This window comes from Kribbella hippodromi (assembly GCF_039531045.1).
GTDB classification, from domain to species: Bacteria; Actinomycetota; Actinomycetes; order Propionibacteriales; family Kribbellaceae; genus Kribbella; species Kribbella hippodromi.
The window spans coordinates 36,701-56,791 of record NZ_BAAAPH010000032.1 but is presented as its reverse complement, the minus strand read 5'-3'; the positions used below and the strand labels follow the sequence as shown (position 1 = coordinate 56,791).

At 66.2% G+C, this 20,091-nt stretch carries 29 protein-coding genes and 1 tRNA gene; 17 read left to right on the top strand and 13 right to left on the bottom strand.

Annotated features, from left to right (window positions below):
* Window positions 1-315: 315 nt before the first annotated feature.
* Window positions 316-388: transfer RNA gene (locus ABD260_RS34515), tRNA-Arg, on the top strand.
* Window positions 389-505: 117 nt separating this feature from the next.
* Here ABD260_RS34515 and ABD260_RS34510 read toward each other — a convergent pair.
* The 3 genes from ABD260_RS34510 to ABD260_RS34500 form a co-directional block, all read right to left on the bottom strand.
* The gene (locus tag ABD260_RS34510) at window positions 506-790 is read right to left on the bottom strand and encodes a hypothetical protein (protein WP_344240630.1); all 285 of its coding nucleotides are present in this window, start codon (window positions 788-790) and stop codon (window positions 506-508) included.
* Between the two features lie 75 nt (window positions 791-865).
* Entirely contained in the window at window positions 866-1,411 is a 546-nt protein-coding gene (locus ABD260_RS34505) for an MFS transporter (protein ID WP_344240628.1), read from the bottom strand.
* Entirely contained in the window at window positions 1,396-2,097 is a 702-nt protein-coding gene (locus ABD260_RS34500; protein WP_344240626.1) for an MFS transporter, read from the bottom strand. Before ABD260_RS34500 ends, ABD260_RS34505 begins: the two co-directional genes overlap by 16 nt.
* A gap of 30 nt (window positions 2,098-2,127) precedes the next feature.
* On the opposite strand from ABD260_RS34500, the gene ABD260_RS34495 reads away from it, so the two are divergent.
* Entirely contained in the window at window positions 2,128-2,811 is a 684-nt protein-coding gene (locus ABD260_RS34495) for a winged helix-turn-helix domain-containing protein (protein ID WP_344240624.1), read from the top strand.
* 313 nt (window positions 2,812-3,124) lie between these two features.
* Window positions 3,125-3,607: a YfbM family protein gene (locus tag ABD260_RS34490; protein ID WP_344240622.1), complete on the top strand. Its 483-nt coding sequence runs from the start codon at window positions 3,125-3,127 to the stop codon at window positions 3,605-3,607.
* A gap of 156 nt (window positions 3,608-3,763) precedes the next feature.
* Here ABD260_RS34490 and ABD260_RS34485 read toward each other — a convergent pair whose 3' ends face one another.
* On the bottom strand, window positions 3,764-4,393 hold the full coding sequence (locus tag ABD260_RS34485) for a glyoxalase superfamily protein (protein WP_344240620.1): 630 nt from the start codon (window positions 4,391-4,393) through the stop codon (window positions 3,764-3,766).
* A 198-nt stretch (window positions 4,394-4,591) separates the two neighbouring features.
* Here ABD260_RS34485 and ABD260_RS34480 point away from each other — a divergent pair, with 198 nt between their 5' ends.
* The 5 genes from ABD260_RS34480 (at window position 4,592) to ABD260_RS34460 (ending at window position 8,408) form a co-directional block, all read left to right on the top strand.
* Window positions 4,592-5,143: a DinB family protein gene (locus ABD260_RS34480; protein ID WP_344240618.1), complete on the top strand. Its 552-nt coding sequence runs from the start codon at window positions 4,592-4,594 to the stop codon at window positions 5,141-5,143.
* 68 nt (window positions 5,144-5,211) lie between these two features.
* Window positions 5,212-5,919, top strand: coding sequence for a hypothetical protein (locus tag ABD260_RS34475; RefSeq protein WP_344240616.1), 708 nt, complete (start codon window positions 5,212-5,214; stop codon window positions 5,917-5,919).
* 179 nt (window positions 5,920-6,098) lie between these two features.
* Complete coding sequence (locus ABD260_RS34470) at window positions 6,099-7,217, top strand: phosphotransferase enzyme family protein (protein ID WP_344240614.1); 1,119 nt, start codon at window positions 6,099-6,101, stop codon at window positions 7,215-7,217.
* Window positions 7,218-7,337: 120 nt separating this feature from the next.
* Entirely contained in the window at window positions 7,338-8,117 is a 780-nt protein-coding gene (locus ABD260_RS34465) for a class I SAM-dependent methyltransferase (RefSeq protein ID WP_344240612.1), read from the top strand.
* 78 nt (window positions 8,118-8,195) lie between these two features.
* Window positions 8,196-8,408 carry a hypothetical protein gene (locus ABD260_RS34460; RefSeq protein ID WP_344240610.1) on the top strand — a complete coding sequence of 71 codons (213 nt, stop codon included), beginning with the start codon at window positions 8,196-8,198 and terminating at the stop codon, window positions 8,406-8,408.
* A 26-nt stretch (window positions 8,409-8,434) separates the two neighbouring features.
* Here the strand turns inward: ABD260_RS34460 and smpB are convergent, their stop codons facing one another.
* The 5 genes from smpB to ABD260_RS34435 all read right to left on the bottom strand — a co-directional run bounded on the left by smpB (window position 8,435) and on the right by ABD260_RS34435 (window position 11,474).
* Entirely contained in the window at window positions 8,435-8,914 is a 480-nt protein-coding gene (gene smpB, locus ABD260_RS34455) for an SsrA-binding protein SmpB (protein ID WP_344240608.1), read from the bottom strand.
* A 44-nt stretch (window positions 8,915-8,958) separates the two neighbouring features.
* Window positions 8,959-9,771: a hypothetical protein gene (locus ABD260_RS34450; RefSeq protein ID WP_344240606.1), complete on the bottom strand. Its 813-nt coding sequence runs from the start codon at window positions 9,769-9,771 to the stop codon at window positions 8,959-8,961.
* A gap of 25 nt (window positions 9,772-9,796) precedes the next feature.
* Entirely contained in the window at window positions 9,797-10,561 is a 765-nt protein-coding gene (locus ABD260_RS34445; protein ID WP_344240604.1) for an MBL fold metallo-hydrolase, read from the bottom strand.
* Between the two features lie 71 nt (window positions 10,562-10,632).
* Window positions 10,633-10,956 carry a nucleoside triphosphate pyrophosphohydrolase family protein gene (locus tag ABD260_RS34440; RefSeq protein WP_344240669.1) on the bottom strand — a complete coding sequence of 108 codons (324 nt, stop codon included), beginning with the start codon at window positions 10,954-10,956 and terminating at the stop codon, window positions 10,633-10,635.
* Window positions 10,957-11,039: 83 nt separating this feature from the next.
* On the bottom strand, window positions 11,040-11,474 hold the full coding sequence (locus tag ABD260_RS34435; protein ID WP_344240602.1) for a VOC family protein: 435 nt from the start codon (window positions 11,472-11,474) through the stop codon (window positions 11,040-11,042).
* A gap of 96 nt (window positions 11,475-11,570) precedes the next feature.
* On the opposite strand from ABD260_RS34435, the gene ABD260_RS34430 reads away from it, so the two are divergent.
* Both ABD260_RS34430 and ABD260_RS34425 read left to right on the top strand, forming a co-directional pair.
* Window positions 11,571-12,335 (top strand): phosphotransferase, encoded by a 765-nt coding sequence (locus ABD260_RS34430; RefSeq protein WP_344240600.1) that lies wholly within the window; start codon window positions 11,571-11,573, stop codon window positions 12,333-12,335.
* Between the two features lie 150 nt (window positions 12,336-12,485).
* A complete protein-coding gene (locus tag ABD260_RS34425) occupies window positions 12,486-12,986 on the top strand; it encodes a hypothetical protein (protein ID WP_344240598.1) in 501 nt (166 codons plus the stop codon).
* A 60-nt stretch (window positions 12,987-13,046) separates the two neighbouring features.
* On the opposite strand, the gene ABD260_RS37700 is transcribed toward ABD260_RS34425, so the two are convergent.
* The gene (locus ABD260_RS37700) at window positions 13,047-13,391 is read right to left on the bottom strand and encodes a ClpX C4-type zinc finger protein (protein ID WP_425553470.1); all 345 of its coding nucleotides are present in this window, start codon (window positions 13,389-13,391) and stop codon (window positions 13,047-13,049) included.
* A gap of 252 nt (window positions 13,392-13,643) precedes the next feature.
* Between ABD260_RS37700 and ABD260_RS34415 the strand changes: the two genes are divergently transcribed.
* Both ABD260_RS34415 and ABD260_RS34410 read left to right on the top strand, forming a co-directional pair.
* Entirely contained in the window at window positions 13,644-13,949 is a 306-nt protein-coding gene (locus ABD260_RS34415) for a hypothetical protein (RefSeq protein ID WP_344240596.1), read from the top strand.
* A 130-nt stretch (window positions 13,950-14,079) separates the two neighbouring features.
* Window positions 14,080-14,451 (top strand): hypothetical protein, encoded by a 372-nt coding sequence (locus ABD260_RS34410; protein WP_344240594.1) that lies wholly within the window; start codon window positions 14,080-14,082, stop codon window positions 14,449-14,451.
* Window positions 14,452-14,471: 20 nt separating this feature from the next.
* Here ABD260_RS34410 and ABD260_RS34405 read toward each other — a convergent pair whose 3' ends face one another.
* Window positions 14,472-15,431, bottom strand: a complete 960-nt coding sequence (locus tag ABD260_RS34405) for a phosphotransferase (protein WP_344240592.1) — start codon at window positions 15,429-15,431, stop codon at window positions 14,472-14,474.
* Between the two features lie 19 nt (window positions 15,432-15,450).
* Here ABD260_RS34405 and ABD260_RS34400 point away from each other — a divergent pair, with 19 nt between their 5' ends.
* Window positions 15,451-16,290: a DUF72 domain-containing protein gene (locus ABD260_RS34400; RefSeq protein ID WP_344240590.1), complete on the top strand. Its 840-nt coding sequence runs from the start codon at window positions 15,451-15,453 to the stop codon at window positions 16,288-16,290.
* 19 nt (window positions 16,291-16,309) lie between these two features.
* Window positions 16,310-16,834, top strand: coding sequence for a hypothetical protein (locus ABD260_RS34395; protein ID WP_344240588.1), 525 nt, complete (start codon window positions 16,310-16,312; stop codon window positions 16,832-16,834).
* A 13-nt stretch (window positions 16,835-16,847) separates the two neighbouring features.
* On the opposite strand, the gene ABD260_RS34390 is transcribed toward ABD260_RS34395, so the two are convergent.
* Window positions 16,848-17,336 carry a methylated-DNA--[protein]-cysteine S-methyltransferase gene (locus ABD260_RS34390; RefSeq protein ID WP_344240586.1) on the bottom strand — a complete coding sequence of 163 codons (489 nt, stop codon included), beginning with the start codon at window positions 17,334-17,336 and terminating at the stop codon, window positions 16,848-16,850.
* Between the two features lie 21 nt (window positions 17,337-17,357).
* Entirely contained in the window at window positions 17,358-17,924 is a 567-nt protein-coding gene (locus ABD260_RS34385) for a helix-turn-helix domain-containing protein (RefSeq protein WP_344240583.1), read from the bottom strand.
* 53 nt (window positions 17,925-17,977) lie between these two features.
* Here ABD260_RS34385 and ABD260_RS34380 point away from each other — a divergent pair, with 53 nt between their 5' ends.
* Genes ABD260_RS34380 through ABD260_RS34370 form a run of 3 tightly spaced genes read left to right on the top strand, consistent with a single transcriptional unit; the run spans window position 17,978 to window position 20,036 of the window.
* Window positions 17,978-18,334 carry a hypothetical protein gene (locus ABD260_RS34380; RefSeq protein ID WP_344240581.1) on the top strand — a complete coding sequence of 119 codons (357 nt, stop codon included), beginning with the start codon at window positions 17,978-17,980 and terminating at the stop codon, window positions 18,332-18,334.
* A complete protein-coding gene (locus ABD260_RS34375; RefSeq protein ID WP_344240579.1) occupies window positions 18,331-19,188 on the top strand; it encodes an ABC transporter ATP-binding protein in 858 nt (285 codons plus the stop codon). Before ABD260_RS34380 ends, ABD260_RS34375 begins: the two co-directional genes overlap by 4 nt.
* Entirely contained in the window at window positions 19,185-20,036 is an 852-nt protein-coding gene (locus ABD260_RS34370) for an ABC transporter permease subunit (protein WP_344240577.1), read from the top strand. The genes ABD260_RS34375 and ABD260_RS34370 overlap by 4 nt, the downstream gene beginning before the upstream one ends.
* Window positions 20,037-20,091 lie beyond the last annotated feature (55 nt).

The following is a 20,091-nucleotide window of genomic DNA, read 5'->3' as shown; positions in this document are numbered from 1 at the left end:
CGCCCAACGACCACCACCGCCCAACGACCACCACCGCCCAACGACCACCACCGCCCCACCCCAGGACGGACCTACCCCAGGCAACGACCGCTCCAACCCGCCCGTCGTCCGCACAACGGCCCAGCAAGCGCCCGACAAACCCGCGCCACCACCCTCCCCACCGCCCTCGGCAAGCCCCGCGCCCCCACCACCCGGGCCGCCCCACGCCGCCCCGCGCCGGCCACGAACCACCCCGATGCGCCCCCGCAGCACCCCCACCAAGAGCCGATTGGCCTACACCCACCCCCTCCATGTATCGTTACTCGACGTTGTCCAGCGCTCGTAGCTCAACGGATAGAGCATCTGACTACGGATCAGAAGGTTGGGGGTTCGAATCCCTCCGAGCGCGCAAACCGAAGGCCCAGGCAGACACCCTCTGACCTGGGCTTTTGTGTTTCCGGGGACATGCCAGAAGCGCGGCCCAACCGCCCGGCGACCCTTCCGTACCCCCACACCTACCCCAACGTCACTCTTCGTCGTGCTCCCCGAACAGGAAGCCGAGCCGGTCGACCGCATCCCGCGTCACGTCCTCGGCCACGTTGACAGAGATGACCTTGGTGACGGCCGGCGAGCTGTCCCGAGCACGTCTTGAATGTTCTCCAGCGGAACCCCCTGGCTTTAGAGCAGCGAGGCGCACGACCATCGCAGTACGCTCGCCGTTCTTGCCGGGTCCGGCCAAACCTGCCAGGAGTACGGAGCAGCCCTCTGCCTGATCCTTGGCGTGAGCGACGACGTGGAGTTGGGAGTCCACCCGCCGAAAGGCAGTCGCTGATCATTTCCGGTCGGCCTTCCTGATACGCCGGGCACTGAAGCAGATCCGCGATCGTCAACCACCTCCGCTCGGACGCCTAGGACCGCGTCGACTCATGGCTAGGAACAAGGCGCCAGCGATCGTTTGGGTGGCTGCGGCCGCCGCAAGTACAGGTAACACGCCTACGGCGTCTGCCAGGACGCCGCTGATGCCCGCGCTCGACAGCATTGCGACCGCGTAAATGTTGCCCGTCGTACCGACCGCCCGTGCTCGGTGTTGCTCTGGCACGGACATCACCAGAAGGGTGTTGGAGGCGACCCACGAGATGGTGAAAGGGGCGCCGCCGAGGAGGAAGGTGGCAAAGGCGATCTCCACGCTTGGCCAGATGGCCAAGAGAGCCAAGCCGATGCCGCTGACCGCCGCCCCGAGTGCGATCGGTGTCGTGTACCCGCGCTTGCGGATCACGACCGGGATGAAGGGAGCGACCAGCACGGCGGTCACGGCGAAGCTGCTGTTCACCAATCCCATCTGCGAGGGCGATGCAAGGATCACGCCAAGCATCAACACCGGGTAGATGGTCGACAGTGCACCTTCTTTGATCGCGTCTAACGCCTGCAACACAAGAACTGCTCTTGCCTGCTCACTCTTCCGTAGTTGGCGTAGGCCGGCCATCCAGTCCTGGAAGGCGTAGAAGTGGAACCCGGATCTCCCGGGGAAGCGGAACTGTGGGTGCGATCTGCATCGTCGGGCGGCAGAAAGGCCACCAGTGCTGCGGCCAAGCCGAGGCAGCCTACGACAACTGTCACAGTCATGGTGAAGCCGAGCAGTCCGATGAGCAGGCCACCCAAGGTCGGCGCCGCCATGCGGGTTGCGTTCGTGCCGGCGGAGTTGGCTGCATTCGCCGCAATCAGGTCCGCAGTCGGCACCACATCGGCGATCGTCGCCTGCTCCGCTGGAGTGAAGAACTGCTGTGCAGTGGCCTGCAAGACTGTGACGGCGTACAGAACCCAAAGACTGTCCGGCCCCGCGGCGCTCCACAGGATCGCAACGACGAAAACCCGGATGACGCTGATCCCGCGCAGCAACCGGCGGCGGTCAATCCGATCGCCGGCAACTCCTGCCACGCTGCCGAGAAGGGCGGCTGGGAGCGAATTGGCGATCAACAACCCGCCGGCCGCGGTAGCAGATCCCGTGAGGGCGAAGACGTGTACCGACAACGCGATGCCTAACATCCAGCCGGCGAAAGTCGCAGCCAGGTTGCCGGTGAACAAGAGCGCAAAGGCGCGATGGCGGAAGACACGTACCATCCCGTGACTGTCACGCGTAGCCTACTGAAGATGACAGCTGGATCCTTTAGTAGGAATCCCCTGATCCTGACCGACCAGACAGCGGCCAAGTTCCTCAGCGAACCGTCTGCCAGCAGGTACTTCGTTCCCTTCCTAGGCCGTGAGGCATCAGCCGCAGTGGTCGCGGGAGAGCTCGGCGTCGACGTCGGTTCCGTGACCTATCGCATCAAGAAGATGCGCGATCTAGGTCTGCTCAGCTGCACTCGAGTTGAGGCGCGCGCCGGCCGCTCCATCCGCTACTACCGCTCGGCGGCAGACTCTGTCTTCGTCCCGCTGGAACTCACACCCATGGTGTCCATCGGTGAACTCCTGAGGGCCGGCCGACAGGATAGTTGGAACGAGTTGGAGGCCAGCCTTGAGGCCGCATGGCTACGGCTAGGTCGCGACCAAGGTTGGGGTATCCATCTGTACCGTCAATCGAACGGCGCCGTGAACAGAGACTTCGTCCCGCGCAGCCTCCTGGCCAACGAGCAGTTCTGGCCCGCAGTGCTTGCCGACAGTGCCCCAGCAGTTTGGGACCAACACGCGGCCGTCCACCTCACTCGACCGAGAGCCAAACAGCTCCAACGACGCCTGTCTGAGCTGATCAGTGAGTACATCGAAGACCCAGGGCAATCCGAGCTGCCCCCCGCCCGCTACATCTGTCACCTCGCCCTCGCCCCGACGATCTCGTAGCGCACAGCAACTGTTGTACGAGGTGCATTCGCGTCCGCCCACTGGCGCGCCGCGCGGGCGGACTGACCGCTTATGGATCAAGGGCGCGCCTCCCGCGCGGGCGGGCGAGCCCGGTACTTGTGGTGCCGGACCTTCTTGCCGATGGTCTCCGTCACGATCTCGTCCTGGGGCACGGACGTCTGGCGTCCCCACCTGAGGGAGCCGGCTAACGCGCGGATCTGCCGAGTTGCGGGCGTGTGTGCCTTGTCATGGCGATAGCGGTCGAGTGTGCAGAATGTGCACCTCGGGAAGTCGAGATGAGGGGAGGCACTCTATGAGTCTGGGTGTGCACTTTGCGATCACGGACGATGATTGTGGGCAGCTGCTGGAGATGGAGGGGGACGACGAGGCGATCTCTGAGTATGTGCACGAGGTCATCGAAGAGCGCGACGACGAGTACAACGTGGCGACTGACAAGGCTTGGGATGCGATCCACCGGAGTCTCACCGACGGCCGGCTTGCCTTTGACAACGGATCGGGTCCGCTCAACCTCGCCGTGCTCGGCGGCAAGTTGCTGAGCAGCGGCGAGGACGAGGTGGTCGTGTTGGTCGACAAAGACCAGGTTCCGGCGGTCGCTGCCGCGCTCAGGTCCGTCACTCAGGAGTCGCTGCGCACAGGGTACGAGCAGATCGACGCCGCGGACTACGCCGAGTTCGGAGACGAGGACTTCGCCTACACCTGGGACAACTTCACTGCTCTCACCGACTTCTGGCACCAGGCCGCCACGACCAAGCGCCACGTCATCTTCACGGCCTAGCATCGGCCGACCTCAAGGGCGTGCGTACGGTCAGCGCGGCACGTGGCAAGTGCGCCTGTGGGATCGGCGAGCCGATTCTCGACGTGCGCCGCGCTGACCGTTGTCAGGGGGAGGCATGGTTGGGCGTAACCAGTCATGACTCCGTCGCGTCAGGACTCAGCCGGCGAAGGCGATTGCGTTGCCGTCGGGGTCGCGGACGATGAAGTCGGTGCCGCCCCAGGCTTGTTTGGTCAGCTTTTGCGCGATCTCGGTTTCAGCGGCCTGATACTCGGCATAAAGGTCGCGGACGTTCGGCGCGTCGACGTACGCCATGATGAGCCCTTCTCGTTCCGCCGCGCCGGCCGCGTACACCGGCTCGTCTACGTGCTTCAAGTGCAAGGTCGCGCCGTCGCGTGACACCGATCCGTAGAACGGCGGGTTGCCGTGCAAGAAGTCGATCCGGAAGCCGAGCTGGTCCCGATAGAACGTGGCCGAGGCGTCGACATCGGCGACGTACAGCACAGGTCTGGCGCTCGCGATCGCCGTGCCGTGGGGCTGCGGCGGTTTGCTGGTGGGCGTGGTCGCTTCGGTGCTCGCCTTGAGTTCGGCCCAGCTGGCGTAGCCGGCTTCGAGGGCGATGATCTCTTGGGCTTCGGTGAGGGGGAACTTCAGCGCGAGTGCTTCGCGGTCGGACAACGTGCGATAGCGCGCGAGCTGCCGGATGCGGCCGCCGATCGAGAAGTTCCCTTCGCGGTGCCAGCGAACGAGCAGTTTCGCCTGCTTCTTGTACGTTTCGAGCTTGGGCATGGCGCTCCTCTTCGGTCTCGAAGTAGGTGGGCCTTGCCCTTTCGGCTTCCTGCCGCTGCGCCCTACGACCGGGTACGAACCCGCGCCTGCGGTCTGAGATTACCACGGCGAATTGGGCGCTTGAGGGCCCAACCGGACGTGGATCGAGCCAGGCGCTGTCCACCTGGGCGAGCGGCAGTCCCCGTACGATGCGCAGCTGTGAGCGAGGCACAGGAATTCGATGTCGACGCGCGGACGGAAGCGCCGCTGCACGGGAGCGAGGTCGCGGTCTTGCGTGGATCGCTCGCGTACCAGCGTGACACGCTCCGGTGGAAGTGCGCCGGCCTGACCGGGGAGCAGTTGGCGCAGCGATGCCCGCCGACCGACATGACGCTGGGTGGTCTGATGAAGCACCTCGCGCTGGTTGAGTCCCAGTGGTTCGATCACTGGTTCCGGGACGCGGGGTACGCGCCACCCTTTGACAGCGTCGACTGGTCTCTCGTCGAGGACAACTGGGAATTCGAATCGGCTCGTGACGACACTCCGAAGGAATTGCGGGTGCTCTTCGACGAGGCCGTCAGCCGTTCGGATGCTGTCATCGACGAAGCGCTCGCTCGCGGCGGGCTCGACGAGGAGTCAGTACTCAAGAGCCCGAAAACCGGCGAGACCTTTACCTTGCGATGGATCCTGGTCCACATGATCGAGGAGTACGCCCGCCACAACGGCCACGCCGACTTGATCAGGCAGTCCATCGACGGGCAGACCGGATAACTGCACCCGCGGGCGGCTGCTTCAAATCAGTTGCGCGGTCGGGCGGGTTCGCAGCACGCTACGGCAACGTGACCACACGGGCGCTGCTCTTCGAGAGGGCATTCTTTGATCTGCAGGCGTACTGGGTCGATCGTGTCGTCGAACTTGCACATATCGATCGACTCACCGCGTGGCATGACTGGACCAGCATGTCAGCCCTGGTGGATTCCGACGGATGGCGCGCGATTGATGCAGCGGTACACCACGGAGATCCAGCCAAGGCCGCACACCAATCGTGGCTTGACCTGCGTGCGTCATTAGGTACGTCGTCGCATGGATGCTTCTGGTACGAGGTAGAAGACGACGGCCACCAGATCCGGCTGCATTTCGCGAACCGCGAGGGGCCCGGCGCTCTGAGTTCCACCCGACATGCCGCGCGTCGGGCGGAATTGGCCAGCGCGTTGAATGAGGCCCGCAGGGTTGCGCCGCAGGCCGATCGGCTCCGGGGTGGTTCGTGGCTCTACAACCTTCCGGGCTATCGGGCGATGTTCCCACCCACCTTTCTGGCGGGAGCGATTGAGGCCGACACTCGACGCGAGGTTGGGGAGTTGGCGCTGTGGGGGCAATTCGTCAGAGGAGACGGCGAGCTGTACCAGCCTCGTACCGGCGAGTTCGTTCAAGCTTGTGAGAATGCCACAAAGGTCGGCGACCTCATAACAGCCTTCCCGCTGAGGAAGCTCAACGTGGTCGGATCGCTCGATGATGTTCTCAGCTGGGCCGGCGCCCGGTGCCGTTGACAACGTCGTTCGGGACCGGCACGATCGGGGGACGGTGTTGCCGATGCCGAGCCTTTGAGGTCTTGCCCCAGCCGGGGTCTCGTGAAGGTGAAGGGGAATCTGCCCTCAAGGCGGTTGTTGTTCAGGCCTGTTTCGAGTGCCGCTTCGCTGGGGGAATGGGCACGTCGAGGAGGCTTGTGATGACCAAAGAAGGCAGTTTCAAGCGCGCGGTGCGTCAGCGGGCACGCGAGACCGGGCTGCGGTACACGGAGGCTCGCGCCGCGTTGGAGAAGGGCCGGACGTCGCCGTTCGCGCGTACGCGGCCCGTCGAGTTTGCCGAACTGAGGGCGCACCTCGAGCGCCGGTACGGCATCCGCATCGCCTCGATCGCGCCCATCGACGACGATCCCGCGACGCGGCCGCTCGGCTCCTGGGTCGGCCACTATCCCTGGACGCTGGTGGTCAAGCGAGCGGACGGTCCGCCCTGGATCGCCCGGGTCTTCTCGTCGGCCGCGGACACGGTCGGCCGGGTCGAGGGCGATGCGGAGATCCTGCGGTACCTGGCCAAGAACGACTTTCCGGCCGAACGCCCCGCGCATGACGATCCCGTTTCAGTACTCGAAGGAAGCGGCGTGATCGTCACCGAGTACATCGAAAGTGGACGCCCGGCCGCGTCGACGGCAGTACAGCATGAACTGGGAACCCTGCTCGGCCGCATGCACAAACTGCCCGCGGCAGGTGGGGCGCTCGCCCGCGACGGCGGGGCTGAGGAGCATGACGGCGCGTTCTTCGCGGGTCGGCCGAAGCAGGATCTCGCGGCAGCGATGAGTTTCCTGGTCAGCGTCGAGGACACGGTCGCGCCTGAAGGTCGCGAGATGTTCGAGTGGCTTCGCGACAAGGTCGAGCAGGCCGACGACGCGGAAGGCCTGCCCGAGGCGTTCACCCACGGGAACTATCACGCGTGGGCGGCGGTCGGCACGCCCGGCGATCTCTCCATCGTCGGCTGGGCGGGTTCCGGGCGCGGGCCGCGGCTGCCCGCCCTCGCCTGGCTGCTGACGACCGCGGGGGAGGGCGACGGCGAAGGCATCGACGCGGTCGCGCGCGGGTATCGCGAGCACATCCAGCTCACCGGCGACGAGGTCGAGCGGCTGCCGGGCGTACTGGCGATGCGACCGCTCTGGCTGGCCTGCCTCGACTTCCGGGAATCGATCCGCGGCGGGTCGACGCCGCAGCAGGACGCGGGCTGGATCGGCTGGCTCGCGAACCCCGACCGCGCGGAACAACTGGCCGCCCGCGCGATCACCTCCTTACGAGGCTGAACGACTCGGTCATGCCGCTGTCAGCTCGTCAGCTCGCGGCGGCATGGCTGAGCCCGCACCTTCAGCTCGGGCAGATTATCCGCAGGCGGGTACGCATCAGGTTGCCTAAGCTTTGCAGTTGTGACGGACAGTTTTGATCCAGTGGCGTACAACCGGGACGCCTGGGACCGCGAGGTCGAGAACAGCAACGAATGGACCAACCCGGTCGGGCCGGACGTGATCGCGCGGGCGCGGGGCGGCGATTGGTCCGTCGTACTGATCGGCTACGAGCCAGTGCCCCGCGACTGGTTCCCGGCGGAACTCACCGGCGCCGACGTGCTGTGCCTGGCTTCCGGCGGAGGGCAGCAAGGGCCGGTACTCGCGGCAGCGGGCGCGGGCGTGACGGTACTGGACAACTCGCCGCGACAGCTGGCCCGCGACGAGGAAGTCGCCGCCCGCGAAGGGCTTGCGATCCGTACGGTGCTCGGCGACATGCGTGACCTGAGCGCGTTCCCCGACGCCAGCTTCGACGTCGTGTTCAACCCGGTATCCAACGTGTTCTGCCCCGACCTCGCCCCGGTCTGGCGCGAGTCGTTCCGCGTACTACGCCCCGGTGGAATCCTGATGACAGGGTTCATGAACCCCGACATCTACATCTTCGACGTCCCCGCACTTGAACAGCGGGAAGAGCTGATCGTGCGCCATCGCCTCCCGTTCAGCTCCCTCGACCTCCCAGACGCCGAACGACAGAGCACGTACGGAACCGGACCGATCGAATACAGCCACTCCCTCACCACCCAAATCGGCGGCCAACTAGCCGCCGGCTTCACCCTCACCCACCTGGCCGAAGCCCCCCACCACGCAGACGCCACCGCCCACTACCTCCCCAGCTACATAGCCACCCGCGCCCTCAAGCCCTAACCACCGCGCGCCCCGCAGAACACATGTCAGCATGAGGATGTGAAAGGGGAGCCGGGGTTTGGGGAGCGCTGGGGGGATGTGGTCGTTGGGCTGGTGCTTTTCGGGGTGTTGCTTGTGGTTGTGGGGGTTGCGGCGGATGTTGGTACGGCGGTCGCGCTGCTGATTTTTGCGGCGGGGGCGTTCGGCTGTTTGGTGCTGGTTGTTTCGGTTGTTCGGCGCAGTTTGCGGCGTGGGCTGGCGGACGTCGCGCGGTGGACGTTCGGCTTCGTGGGGCGCTGGTATTCCTTTTGAGTACACGCTCTGCCTGGCATTTGTAGTCAGGTTCGGTGGCCCTTCAGGTGGCGGTTGAGGGCTCGTTCGGTTTCTCGGGTGGCCTCGCGTTTGGCCAGGGTTTGGCGTTTGTCCCAGGTTTTCTTACCGCGGGCCAAGGATATTTCGACCTTGGCCCGGCCGTCTTTGAAGTACAGGACGGTCGGAACCACGGTCAGGCCGCTGTCGTTGATTTTGCGGTCTATTTTGTCGATTTGGGCGCGGTGCAGGAGGAGTTTGCGTTTGCGGCGGGAGCCGGCGTTGGACCAGCGCGCCTGGGAGTACTGCGGGATGTGTACGCCGTGCAGCCAGATCTCCCGGTTCTCGATGATCGCGAAACCACCGATCAGAGACGCGCGGCCGGCCCGGAGCGCCTTCACTTCCGGACCCTGCAGGACGATCCCGGCCTCCCAGGACTCACCCAGCTGGTAGTCATGCGCGGCCTTGCGATTGCGCGCGACAACGGGGTCGGTCTCGGGCTTCTTCACACCCCCGATTCTGCCCGCAACCCCACCCCGACCGAAAGCCACCCTCACCCGGCCAACGCGAGAACCTGCGCAAGGTACCGCCGGGGTATCTCGGCCCGGGTACGCAACTCGATCGCGTCGGCGTACGGCACCAGCCGCAACCACGACACAAGCCGATGCACGCCGAGCAATGCTTCAGTAGCGGCGAGATCGCGGCGTAGCACCTGGAGATCCACGCCGAGCCAATCGCACCAAATAGTCAGATAACCGTCGCTGATAGACGCGGTCCGCCGATCCAGTACGTCCGCTGCTTGCCCGGCGCGTTTCACCAGTTTGGCGTTGAGGTGCAGGGGATGGGTTGGCTGTAGTGCGGCCCATTCGTTGGCGATGGAGCGTACGCGGTCGCCGGCCGTACTTGGCGCCAGCGTGATGATGCCGGGATGGGCGACGCGGCCGAGCAAAGAGCATTGGAGGCGCGCCAAGGCCTGCACCACGGCGTACCGCGTCGGCTGGTCTTCGACATCGCCATGAGTGAGCGTCGCCCCATGATCCGGCGCGAGCAGCCAACCGCGTACGCGATCAACCCCGAGTGAGGCGATCACGTCATCTGGTACGAGCTGCGCCAACGTGTCCACCAGACCGGCCTCGAAGCCGTGCCCGGGGTTGTTCTCCTTGAACCACACGAGACCGTTGTCAGTGGGATAACACCGGACCACTGACCAGAACCGGGCGCGATAGGTCACCGGCGTCCCGGTCACCCGACCGCCGTGCTCGGCGATTCGGTCACCGACCCAGGCGTCCACCGTCCGCGTCCACTCAGCCGACATCCAGCGCCGCACCCACCGCCCCGACGCATCCGGTCCCACCGGCCTGGCCAACGGCGCACCCTGAACCATCCGGAGGCTAGCTCCCGTCGGAGGATTGCTTGGCCTGTTGGAGGTTGGATTGGTGGGGTGCGGCTAGCCAGTCCTGGGCCAGGCGGGGGTCGGTTGGGTTTTGGCCTTCTCGTAGGGCGTTGACGTACGCGCGGTCGGCGGCGAAGCGGGCCGCGACTTCGGGGCCTTGGGCAACGGCTCCGTGGCCGGGGATCAGTACGTCGACGTGTTGAGCGGCCGCCTCGAGAAGGGCGAGAGCTGACTCGTACGCGGCCAGCTGATTGGACCTTCGTGGGTCGAGGATAGGGATCAGGATGTCGGAGAGCATGTCGCCGGCGATCAGTACGCCGCGGTCCGCGAGGAGTAGTGCGGCGTGACCGACGGCATGCCCTTCGTGTTCGACGACCTCGCCCGGTACGGGGCCGGCGTCCGCGGGCAGCGGGGTGATCAACCCGATCAACTCGAGCGGAATGCCGGACGCGCTCTCCGCCGCCATCGCCTGCGCCCGCTCTCGCGCCTCGTTGGCGGTCTGGGCGCAAGCGGACGTGGCGTACCGCGGTACGCCCCCGAACCGGGAATGCCAGAGCAGATGATCCCAATGCGGATGTGTGGAAAACCCGGCCACGACGGGTACGCCGAGTCGCTCCACGTCATCAGCAAGCTCTTCCAGATCCGCCCCGTCGATACCGGGATCAACCAGGATCAACCCGTCGTCCCCGCGAACCACGGTCGCGTTGCTCCAAACCCACTCACTCTGCCGCACCCAAACCCCGTCGGCCACCTCGCTCAGCATCCACCCACTGTCCCACCCATTCGCCACCCACCGCGACCCCTCACCCAGCGGCGCCCCCGCAGCGCTCGCGGTTAGCGGTTGTCGCCGCTGCCGCCGAGGACTGCTCTTTTCTGGCGGTCGGCGAGTTTGGCGATGTTCAATTGGGCGACGTCTTCGAGGGAAACATTGAAGTAGTCGGCAATTACCGCGGTGTACCAGAGTACGTCGCCGAGTTCCTTCTTCAGATCTTCGATGTCCCATTGGGAGAAGTCGCTGTCCTTGTCGCGGACGATCTTCTTTGCCTTCTCCGCGATTTCGCCGGTTTCGCCTACCAAGCCGAGCAGTAGGTGGAACAATTCGTTGTGCTTTTCTTTCGGCGCGGCGGTACGAAGCGCGGCCTGCTGGTACGAGTTCATGTCCACCGCGCAACTATAGAACTCAGTATCCGAAGACTCGTGCCCAGTGTTCGGGCGAGGTGGAGAAGAGTTGCTCGGCCGTTTCAGTCAAGGCAGAATTCGTTGCCCTCGACATCCTGCATGACCAAGCAGGACTCGTTTTCCTCGTCGGCCACCAAGAGTTCCACCCGGGTCGCACCGAGCGGAAGCAGTCGCGCACATTCCGCCTCAAGCGCCGCCACCCGTTCCGCGCCGACAAGCCCGGTCCCGACGCGTACGTCGAGATGCACCCGGTTCTTCACGACCTTGCCCTCCGGCACGCGCTGGAAGAACAGCCGCGGACCGACGCCGTTCGGATCCATGCACGCGAACGCACTGCCCTGTCGCTCGGCCGGCTGCGCCTGGTCGTACGCTTCCCAGCTCTCGAACCCCTTCGGCGGCGGCGGTACGACGTACCCGAGCACCTCGCACCAGAACCGAGCCACGCGCTCCGGCTGTGCGCAATCGAAGGTGACCTGAACCTGCTTGACCGACGCCATTGCCCAACCATAAAGCCCGGCCCGGCCGCGGCGCACCGGGGTTTGCCGGACGCGAAACCGGTCGCGATCCGGTCGCCGGCTCGCGATGATCGGGGCGTGGAGTCCGAGGAGGTGCTGACCGGCGGAAACGTCGCCGCCCAGGTCGTACGCGTCGGGGCGACCGTACGCAAACCCGCGCTGCCCCAAACCGCGACGGTCGAGGCGGTGCTCACGCATCTGGCCGAGCAGCAGTACGACGGCGCGCCGCGTACGTTGGGCCGCGACGAGCGCGGACGTCATGTCCTCGAGTACATCCCGGGAGTACCGGGCGCGACGTTGGTCCCGTACTCAATGGACGACTTGCGCAGGCTCGGGCAGGTGATTCGCGCATTCCACGGCACGATGGAGACCTTCCAGCCGCCGGCGGACGCGGTCTGGCACGTGCTCGTACCCGACCCGTCCGGCGGCGACCTGATCTGCCACAACGATCTCGCCCCGTGGAATCTCATCCGCGATGGCGGACGCTGGGTGTTCATCGACTGGGACAACGCCGGTCCGTCGTCGCGGTTGTGGGAGCTCGGGTACGCGGCACTGACCCTCGTACAGCTCCTTCCGCACGGCAACCCGGCCGTCGACGCCCCGCGATTGCGCGCGTTGGTGGACGGCTACGGCCTCGACCTGGACCAGCGCTGCGCCCTGCCGGCAACGATCGCGGCGCGTACCTGGGGAGCGTACGACCTACTGATCCGCGGCCACGAAACCGGCGCCCAACCCTGGGCCTCCCTCTACGCAGAAGGCCACGCCGACTTCTGGGGCCCAGCCGCCGACTACGCCGAAACCCACCACGACCTCTGGCTCAACACCCTCGCCGCAGACCTCTGACCGTGCGGGTGGTGCTGGTCGGGGCGGATGGTTGGTGGGGTGGGCGCGTTGAGTGGGGCGGTGGTGGAGGGGTGGGGCGCGTAGGGTCGGGGTGTGGGATTGCCGTTTCAGCCGCCGGTCAGTCGTGGGCTTTCTGTGGAGACTGAGAGGTTGATTGGGGAGTTTCAGCGGGCGGGTGGGTTTCGGTTGCGGTCGTCGGGGCGGGCGGTTGCGGGCGTACTGGGCGTGGTCCTGGTGCTGGTGGGGGTGTTTGGGTTCTCGTTCAGCAGTCCCAACCCGGAGATGCCGGTTGTGGTTGGTGGGGTGTTTGTGGGGCCGGTGCTTGCTTTGGTGGGGTGGGCGGTTTGGTTGCTGGTGCCGCGGGACCGGGTTGTTGTCGACGGGGAGGGGATCGCGCGGCGCGGGCGGCGGGTGAGTTGGGCGGAGATTTCCGAGATCCGGATGGATTACTCGATCAGTCGCGGCGTTACGTACACGCGGGTGCAGCTCGAACTGGTTGGCGCGGACGGGCAGCCGGTTGCGCCGGTTGTCCTCCCGTTCCTGCTGACGCCGGGCGCGGAGCACGTGAAGCCGGCGCTGGAGGTGCTGCTCGCCGAGTACCACCGGACCGCCCGCGGCGTACCCGGCCGAATCCGCCGCTGGACAACCTGAACCGGCACGTCGCGGGGAACTGCGGGCATCTCACTATTCGGCAACTGATGTCCGGCAGGGCTATTCCTCGCCGGAGTACCGTTCCCAGGCGGACTGGCGGGTTATGCCGAGGGTTTCGCCGATGCGGGACCAGGTGATTGAGCGGGAGCGCAGGCGGTGTACGCGGTCCTGGACTGCCGCGTCGATCTGGCCTCGGGCCGCGTTGACTCGGGCGAGGTCCGCGAGCAGCTCGTCGTCGGTTTTTCCGTCGAGCGGCGGGAAAGACGGCATCGGTTTGCCGGTCAGCAAGCGTTCGCACAGGCCGACGCACTCGTCGCAGATGAAGACGCCCGGGCCGGCGATCAGCCGCTCGACTTCGTCTTTCGGCTTTCCGCAGAAGGAACAGCGCAACAGGTTGTCGGGCACGATTCGCCTCCCTTGGTGTCAGGTTTTGCCTGACGCCCAGCTTGCCTGTCAGGGTAGGCCTGACAGGCACGTCCGGTCAATGCTCTGCTGGCCCACGGCGAGTGCTGACGTAGGTGGGAGCGGTACCGAACGACGGGTAGTGGTCCCATCCTGCGAGCCGAATCCAGCCGCGGCGCGCCGCCAACCGAGCCACGCCGCCGACCACTACCCGTCCTTCGGTACACAATCGGTCTTGGTTGGATGGTGATGAGCGTGGAGCAGTATCCGTCGGTGATTCGGGCGCGGGAGTGGATCGACGCTGCAGGGGTGCGGTGGTGGATGCGGGGTGGTGAGCTGCAGGGAAAGCCGCTTGCGCGGTTGGGGCGCGATTCGGGGGTACGGGTGTTGCACGTCTACCTGGATGACGTACGCGAGGTGCCGCCGGCTGACCGAATCAGCTTGCTGGAGCGAGTGCGCTTGTTCGAACGGGGGCTGGCGGACGACTACGTGGACTTCCGGTCCGCGGAGTTCAGAAACACCGAAGGCCAAAAGCTACTTGTCATCGAGGAGAGCTGCTGATGGCGACCCCGGTGCGGTGGCGTCGAAGACGATCATTCGGTGCTTCAGGTCGATGGTGGGCAGTGGGTCAGGACGGCGTACGCGCGGCTCGGGCTGAAACCTGGGCGGTGGATCACCTACCGTGATCCTCATGGCGTTTGCGGCGAAGGGGAGCAAGGGCGAGTCGTTCCTTGCGGTGGTACTCGGTGGCGGGGCGGCGTTCGGGCTGGTCGTGATCACGTCGCGGGCGTGGAAGACCTGCCATGTCGACATCGGCAGCGTCCCGAACGGGCTGACCCTGCTGTTCCTCGGGTTGCCGCTGGCGTTGATCGTGAACCTGGTGCTGTTCACGATCGTCTTCCGGTACGCGGGCAAGGCGTTCTTGTTCTCACTGATCGCCGCGGCGATTGCGATCGCCATCGCGGACCTGGCGCTGTTCTCGTGGCAGGGGACGCCGGCCGGCGCGCACGGCACCTGCCCGGGGAACGTACCGCCGTGGTGGCCGACCTGGATCCCGACCTGATCCGCATCCCGCGAGTGCGGTCAGTCCAGGAGGCGGAGGAGGGCGGCGGCGCGTTCGGGGTCGCCGAGGTGTGCTGAGCCGGGGAACAGGCGTGCCCACGACCCGGCGCGGGTCAGTTGGCTGAGGCGCCGCGCAAGCTCCGCGGCCCGTCGAAGCGCGGTGCGATCGAGCAGGTGGGCGGACCAGGCCTCCAGATAGGCGTCCTCGAGGCGAGGGACGACGGCGGGGCCGTGTTGTTCGGCGGCTCGGGTGAGGGTGACAAGCAAGGTGCAGAACGGGTGGCCGACATTTGCGTCTCCCCAGTCGAAGAACGTGTACCGGTCGGCGCCGGCGATCAGGATCTGACCGTCGTGCAAATCAGCGTGATCCAAAGAGTCAGGTACGCCGATCGCACCCAGCTCCTCGCACCACTCCACCAACCGCGGCCGAAACCCCTCCAACCGCCGCCGGGAACCCGAGTCCAATGTCCGGTTCTCCGCAACGGCCGTATCAAAGAGCCGCGGCAGTACGGTCACCCGAGCATCCGGCACACCCAGCGACAACAGCTCATCCGCCCGCGAAACCAACCGCCGCTGCAACTCGGCGTACTGCCGCAGCACCTGCTCCCACTGCTCAACGGCCACGACCTGTGTACGCAGCATCGGCCCACCGTCCGGGAGCAGCGACCACCCGCGATCAGCGTCGACCGCGTACGGCGTGAGCACCTGCCCCGGCACCCACCGAGCCAGCGCCTCGCTCAACACGGGTTCGAACGAACTTCCCGGCGACGCCGCCTTGAACCACACCGGCTGACCCTTCAGCGCGGCCGCCTCGACCCGGATGATCACCGACCAAGGACGGACCCGTACGCGTCGCGCGCCTGTCTCGGCAAAACCGAGTCGTGCGAGTTGGAGATCGAGCCAGCCGAGCGCCGCCGTACGCCAAGCGGAATCGTCCCAAGGAGTGCGTGCCTGTGGGTAGCTGCCGCGGTCGATCTGCATGGGTGATCATAATCGGAAGATGAGCTGGCCGGACGGACCGTACCGCGTGGGCATCTCGGGCTGGCGCTACCCGCCGTGGCGCAAGACGTACTACCCCGAGGGCCTCCCGCAACGCGCCGAGCTCGAGTACGCGTCCAATCGGCTGAACTCGATCGAGCTCAATGGCTCGTTCTATGCGCTCCAGCGCCCGACGTCGTACCAGCGCTGGCATGACGAAACGCCCGATGGGTTTGTCTTCTCGGTCAAAGGCCCGCGGTTCGTCACGCATGTGAAACGGCTTGCGGACGTGGACGCCCCGCTGGCCAACTTCTTCGCCTCCGGTGTCTTTGCGTTGGGCAACAAACTCGGTCCGGTGCTGTGGCAGCTGCCGCCGAATTTCCAGTACGACGCCGAGCGGTGCGCCGCCTTTTTCGCTCAGCTGCCGCGGACGACGGCCGCCGCGGTCGAGGTGGCGAAAGGGCATGACGAACGGATGGAGGGCCGCGCGCTGCTCGAATGCGCCGTCGACATCCCGCTTCGGTACGCGATCGAAGTACGCCATGACAGCTTCAAAAGCGACGCATTCATCGAGTTGGCGCGTGCGCATGAGGTGGCGGTGGTTTGTGCTGATACCGCTGGGAAATGGCCGATGTTCGATGCGGTGACGGCTGATTTCGCGTACGTCCGGTTGCATGGTGCTGAAGAGTTGTACGTGAGTGGGTACGACGACAAGTCGCTCGATCGGTGGGCGCGGAAGATCCGCAGGTGGAAGTGCGATGCGTTTGTCTACTTCGACAATGACGCGAAGGTGCGGGCGCCATACGACGCCGAGGGTTTGGCGAAGCGGCTCGGGATCAGTTCGGCGGAGACCGAAGTGTGACGGGTTTAGCGTCGGCGCCATGACACAGAACGCTGGTACGCAGAACCCCGGCGCCGACAACGTCGGCACGCAGAACCCCGGTACGCAGAACCCCGGTACGCAGAACCCTGGTGAGATCGTGGCGCAGGCGGTGGAGCGGTCGCTGAAGCTGGTCGTTACCTGGCCGGCCTGGGACGGTGAGCCGCGGATCTCGGACGACGACCGGATCTTCACGCCGCACAAGGCGGTGCGGCGGATCGCCGACCATATGATCGATCACCTCGCCGAGGTCGAGGCGCTGCTCGCGGGCGTACCGACGCAACCTGACGAGTGGCACGCGAGCGCGCTGATGTCCGCCGCCGACCTCGCGCCGTTCACCGTCGAGGATGTCCGCGAGGCCGAGCAGCGGTTGCGCCGGCTCGGCCGGACGTTCGAGCTCCGGTACGCGGCCCTCGACCCGTCCGAATGGGACAAGCCCCGCACCCCGAACTGGACCCTCCGCGAGATCGCCGAACACCTCACCGAACTCGACTGGTACGCCGAACAGGTCGGCGACCTCTCCTAGGCGGCCGTGGCCCCTAGAACAGTCGCGCGCCGACCGGTTGTTCCAGGTCCAGGAGGAGCTGTTTGTTCTTGAGGCCGCCGGCGTAACCCGTCAAGGCTCCGGTTTTGCTGATGACCCGGTGGCAGGGGATGACGATCGAGAGAGGGTTCTGGCCGATCGCCTTGCCGACCGCCTGCGCGGGTTCGCCCAGGCGGGCGGCGATGGTGCCGTACGTGGTCGTCTCCCCGTACGGGATCTCCTCCAGCACCGACCACACCCGCCGTTGGAAGGTTGTGCCCTCCAGCCGGGTCGGCAGATCAAAGCCAAGACGCTCACCCGTGAAGTACGCCTCCAGCTGCTCGACGACCGTCGCGATGAACGGATCGGCCTCGACCCGTTCGCCGAGGGTTTCCGTCGTCGGCTTGACCCAGTGGTGCGGGAAGTAGATGCCGACCAGCGTCTGCTCCGACGCCACCACCGTGAGTTCGCCGATCCGGGTACTGACCACCGCATGCCTGTTCATGCTGATGGAACGCGGGGGCGCCTAATCCTGTGAGGGGATCAGCGCGGTCGTCAGGGTGACGCGCTGACGTCCGGGTTGCTCGGTGCGGTACGGGGCGAGCAGCTCGGTCAGACCGGCCTGGATCTGGGCAAGATCGTCGGTGCTCACGTACAGCATCGTCTGCCCGATCCCGAACAGGTTGCGCAACTCGACGTCCGCGGCCAGGAACCGGTCGAAGTCCTCGGCGAAGTGCCCCAGGAACGTCAGGACCGAGTCCCGGAGCTGGGCGGTCGTCATCGCCTGCAGCTCCTGCTGGTCGACCTGCGCGACGCGTTCGCCGAGTGCGAGGGTGCGCTCGACGGCGCCGCGTACCCGCCGCTCGGCGACGACGGTCAGGATTCCCGCCTCGACCAGGGCAGCGACATGCCGGTACAGCGTGGCCGGGGTGATGTCGGGGAGCAGTTCGCGCAGGGCGGCCGTGGTCAGCTCGCGTCCGCCGAGCTGCTGGATGATCCGCAGCCGGACCGGGTGCATGACGACGTCCGCGACCGACGGCTGACTACCCCGCTCCGCCGGCTCTGCTGGTTCTTTGGGGTTCTTTGGCATCATTATTATCAATCTGATAATGTTCGCATTGTTAGATCGATCCTAGCTGGAGGTGGATGATGACGGAACCGCGGTACGACGGCCAGACCCTGCGACTCGACTTCGGCCGCTGGGAGGCGCTGCTGCTGCGCCGGTCCCACCTCGAAGTCCCGGTGGCGGCGATCGAGCGGCTGGAGGTGCTGCCCGGGTGGACGTCGGAGGTCCTCGGGCTCCGCTCCGGGCTGGTGATCTCCGGGTACTTGAAGATCGCCACCTTCCGGCACCCGTCCGGTGTTCGGCGGCTGGTCAGTATGCGGCGCGGGGGTCCGGTACTGCGCGTGGTGCTGCGCGAAGGCGAGTTCGACGAGTTGCTGATCAGTACGCCGAAGGCCGGCGCGCTCGCCGACGTACTCCGGACAAGGGTCACCCGATGATCCAGGCAACCGCCCTAGCGAAGCGCTTCGGCCAGGTCGAGGCGGTCAGGGACGTCACGTTCACTGCGTTACCCGGTCGAGTCACCGGTCTGGTGGGTCCGAACGGCGCAGGCAAATCAACCACCCTCCGCATGCTCGTAGACCTGATCAAACCAGACGCCGGCACAGCAACCTTCGCCCCAAACCACCTACTGGCGGCTGCCGCGCGGGATGGGCAACTGCCCGGCGAGGAGGGGCCGTCCGGTGGGACGTTGGCGGGACGGGCCGATGGGTCGGGTGCGAGGCAGTCGTCGGCTGGGTTGGTTGGGGGTGCGGGGGTGCGGTATCGGGAGTTGGAGTGCCCGGGGGCCGTGGTTGGGGCGGTTCTGGATGTTGCGTTGGCGCATCCGGGGATGTCGGCGCGCGGTCACCTGCGTACGGTCGCGGCGCTCGCCGGGCATCCGCGCGATCGGGTGGATCACGTCATCGATGCGGTCGCGCTCGGCTCGTACGCGGATCGGCGGGTCAAGGGTTACTCGACCGGGATGCGGCAGCGGCTGGCGTTGGCCACCGCCTTGCTCGGGGACCCTGACGTGCTGGTGCTGGACGAACCGTCCAACGGGCTCGATCCGGCGGGGATCGTCTGGTTGCGGACGTTCGTCCGGGCGTTCGTGGCGTCGGGTCGTACCGTGCTCATCTCCAGTCATGTGCTGACCGATCTTGAGCACTCGGTTGACGACATTGTGCTGATCAACCACGGGCGCACGACCTGGACCGGCACATTGGCCGACTTCACCGCTCATGGATCGACGCTTGAAGAGGCGTTCCTGACGCTCACAACTGAGACCCTGACGACCGAGGAGCTCACGGCATGAGCACGCTGACCAACCCGACCGCCGCCTCGCACCGAACCAGGCAGCGGAGCTCGCTTCGGCTGATTCGTGGTGAGCTGATCCGGCTCACCGCCGTGCGGATGCACCGCTGGGCCGCCCTCGCCGCGGTCGTCTGTGGTGGCGGCTTGACCGGTCTGCTGAGCGTCATCGGACCGGAGAACGCAACCCCACCAATGCCGGGCATCGACACCGCGGAAGGTGCCGCGCTCGTCGTCGGCATCACCGGCGTACTGCTCTTCGTACCGGCCCTGATCGGTGCGATCGGCGTCGCCGGCGAGTACCGGCATCGTACGATCGCGACCACCTTCCTCGCCGAACCACGCCGCGGCCGCGTCCTCACCGCGAAGCTGATCGTGTACGCGGGCCTCGGTCTCGTGTACGGGGTGATCGCATCGCTGACGTCCGCGATCGCACTCCTCGCGGCAGCTCTCGTACGAGGCGTCGACCTGACCATTCCGGCCGCGGATCTCAGCACCTTGCTGATCCGTCTGGCCGTCGCGGCAGCGGTCTACACCGTACTGGGCGTTGCGATCGGCGCGCTGACCCGGAACCAATTGGTTGCTGTCGGCATCGTTGTCGGGTACTTCTACTTCCTGGAGTACATCCTGCTGGTCGTACCGGGCATCAACACGATCTACCCGTACCTCCCCGGCGGCGCCACCGCGGCGCTGACCGACTTCTCGTTCATCACCAGCACCATCGCGGAGCAAACCGCCACACCCGGCCCAGGTCTCCTCCCGCCGGCAGCCGCCGCGGCAGTCCTCCTGGCCTACGCGGCAATAGCCGCCGCAACAGCCGCACTCCTCCCCCTCCGCCGCGACCTCACCTGAGCCGTTACCGGCGGCTCGACAGTACGTATACGCCCACTGTGGGCCCAAGCGCGGT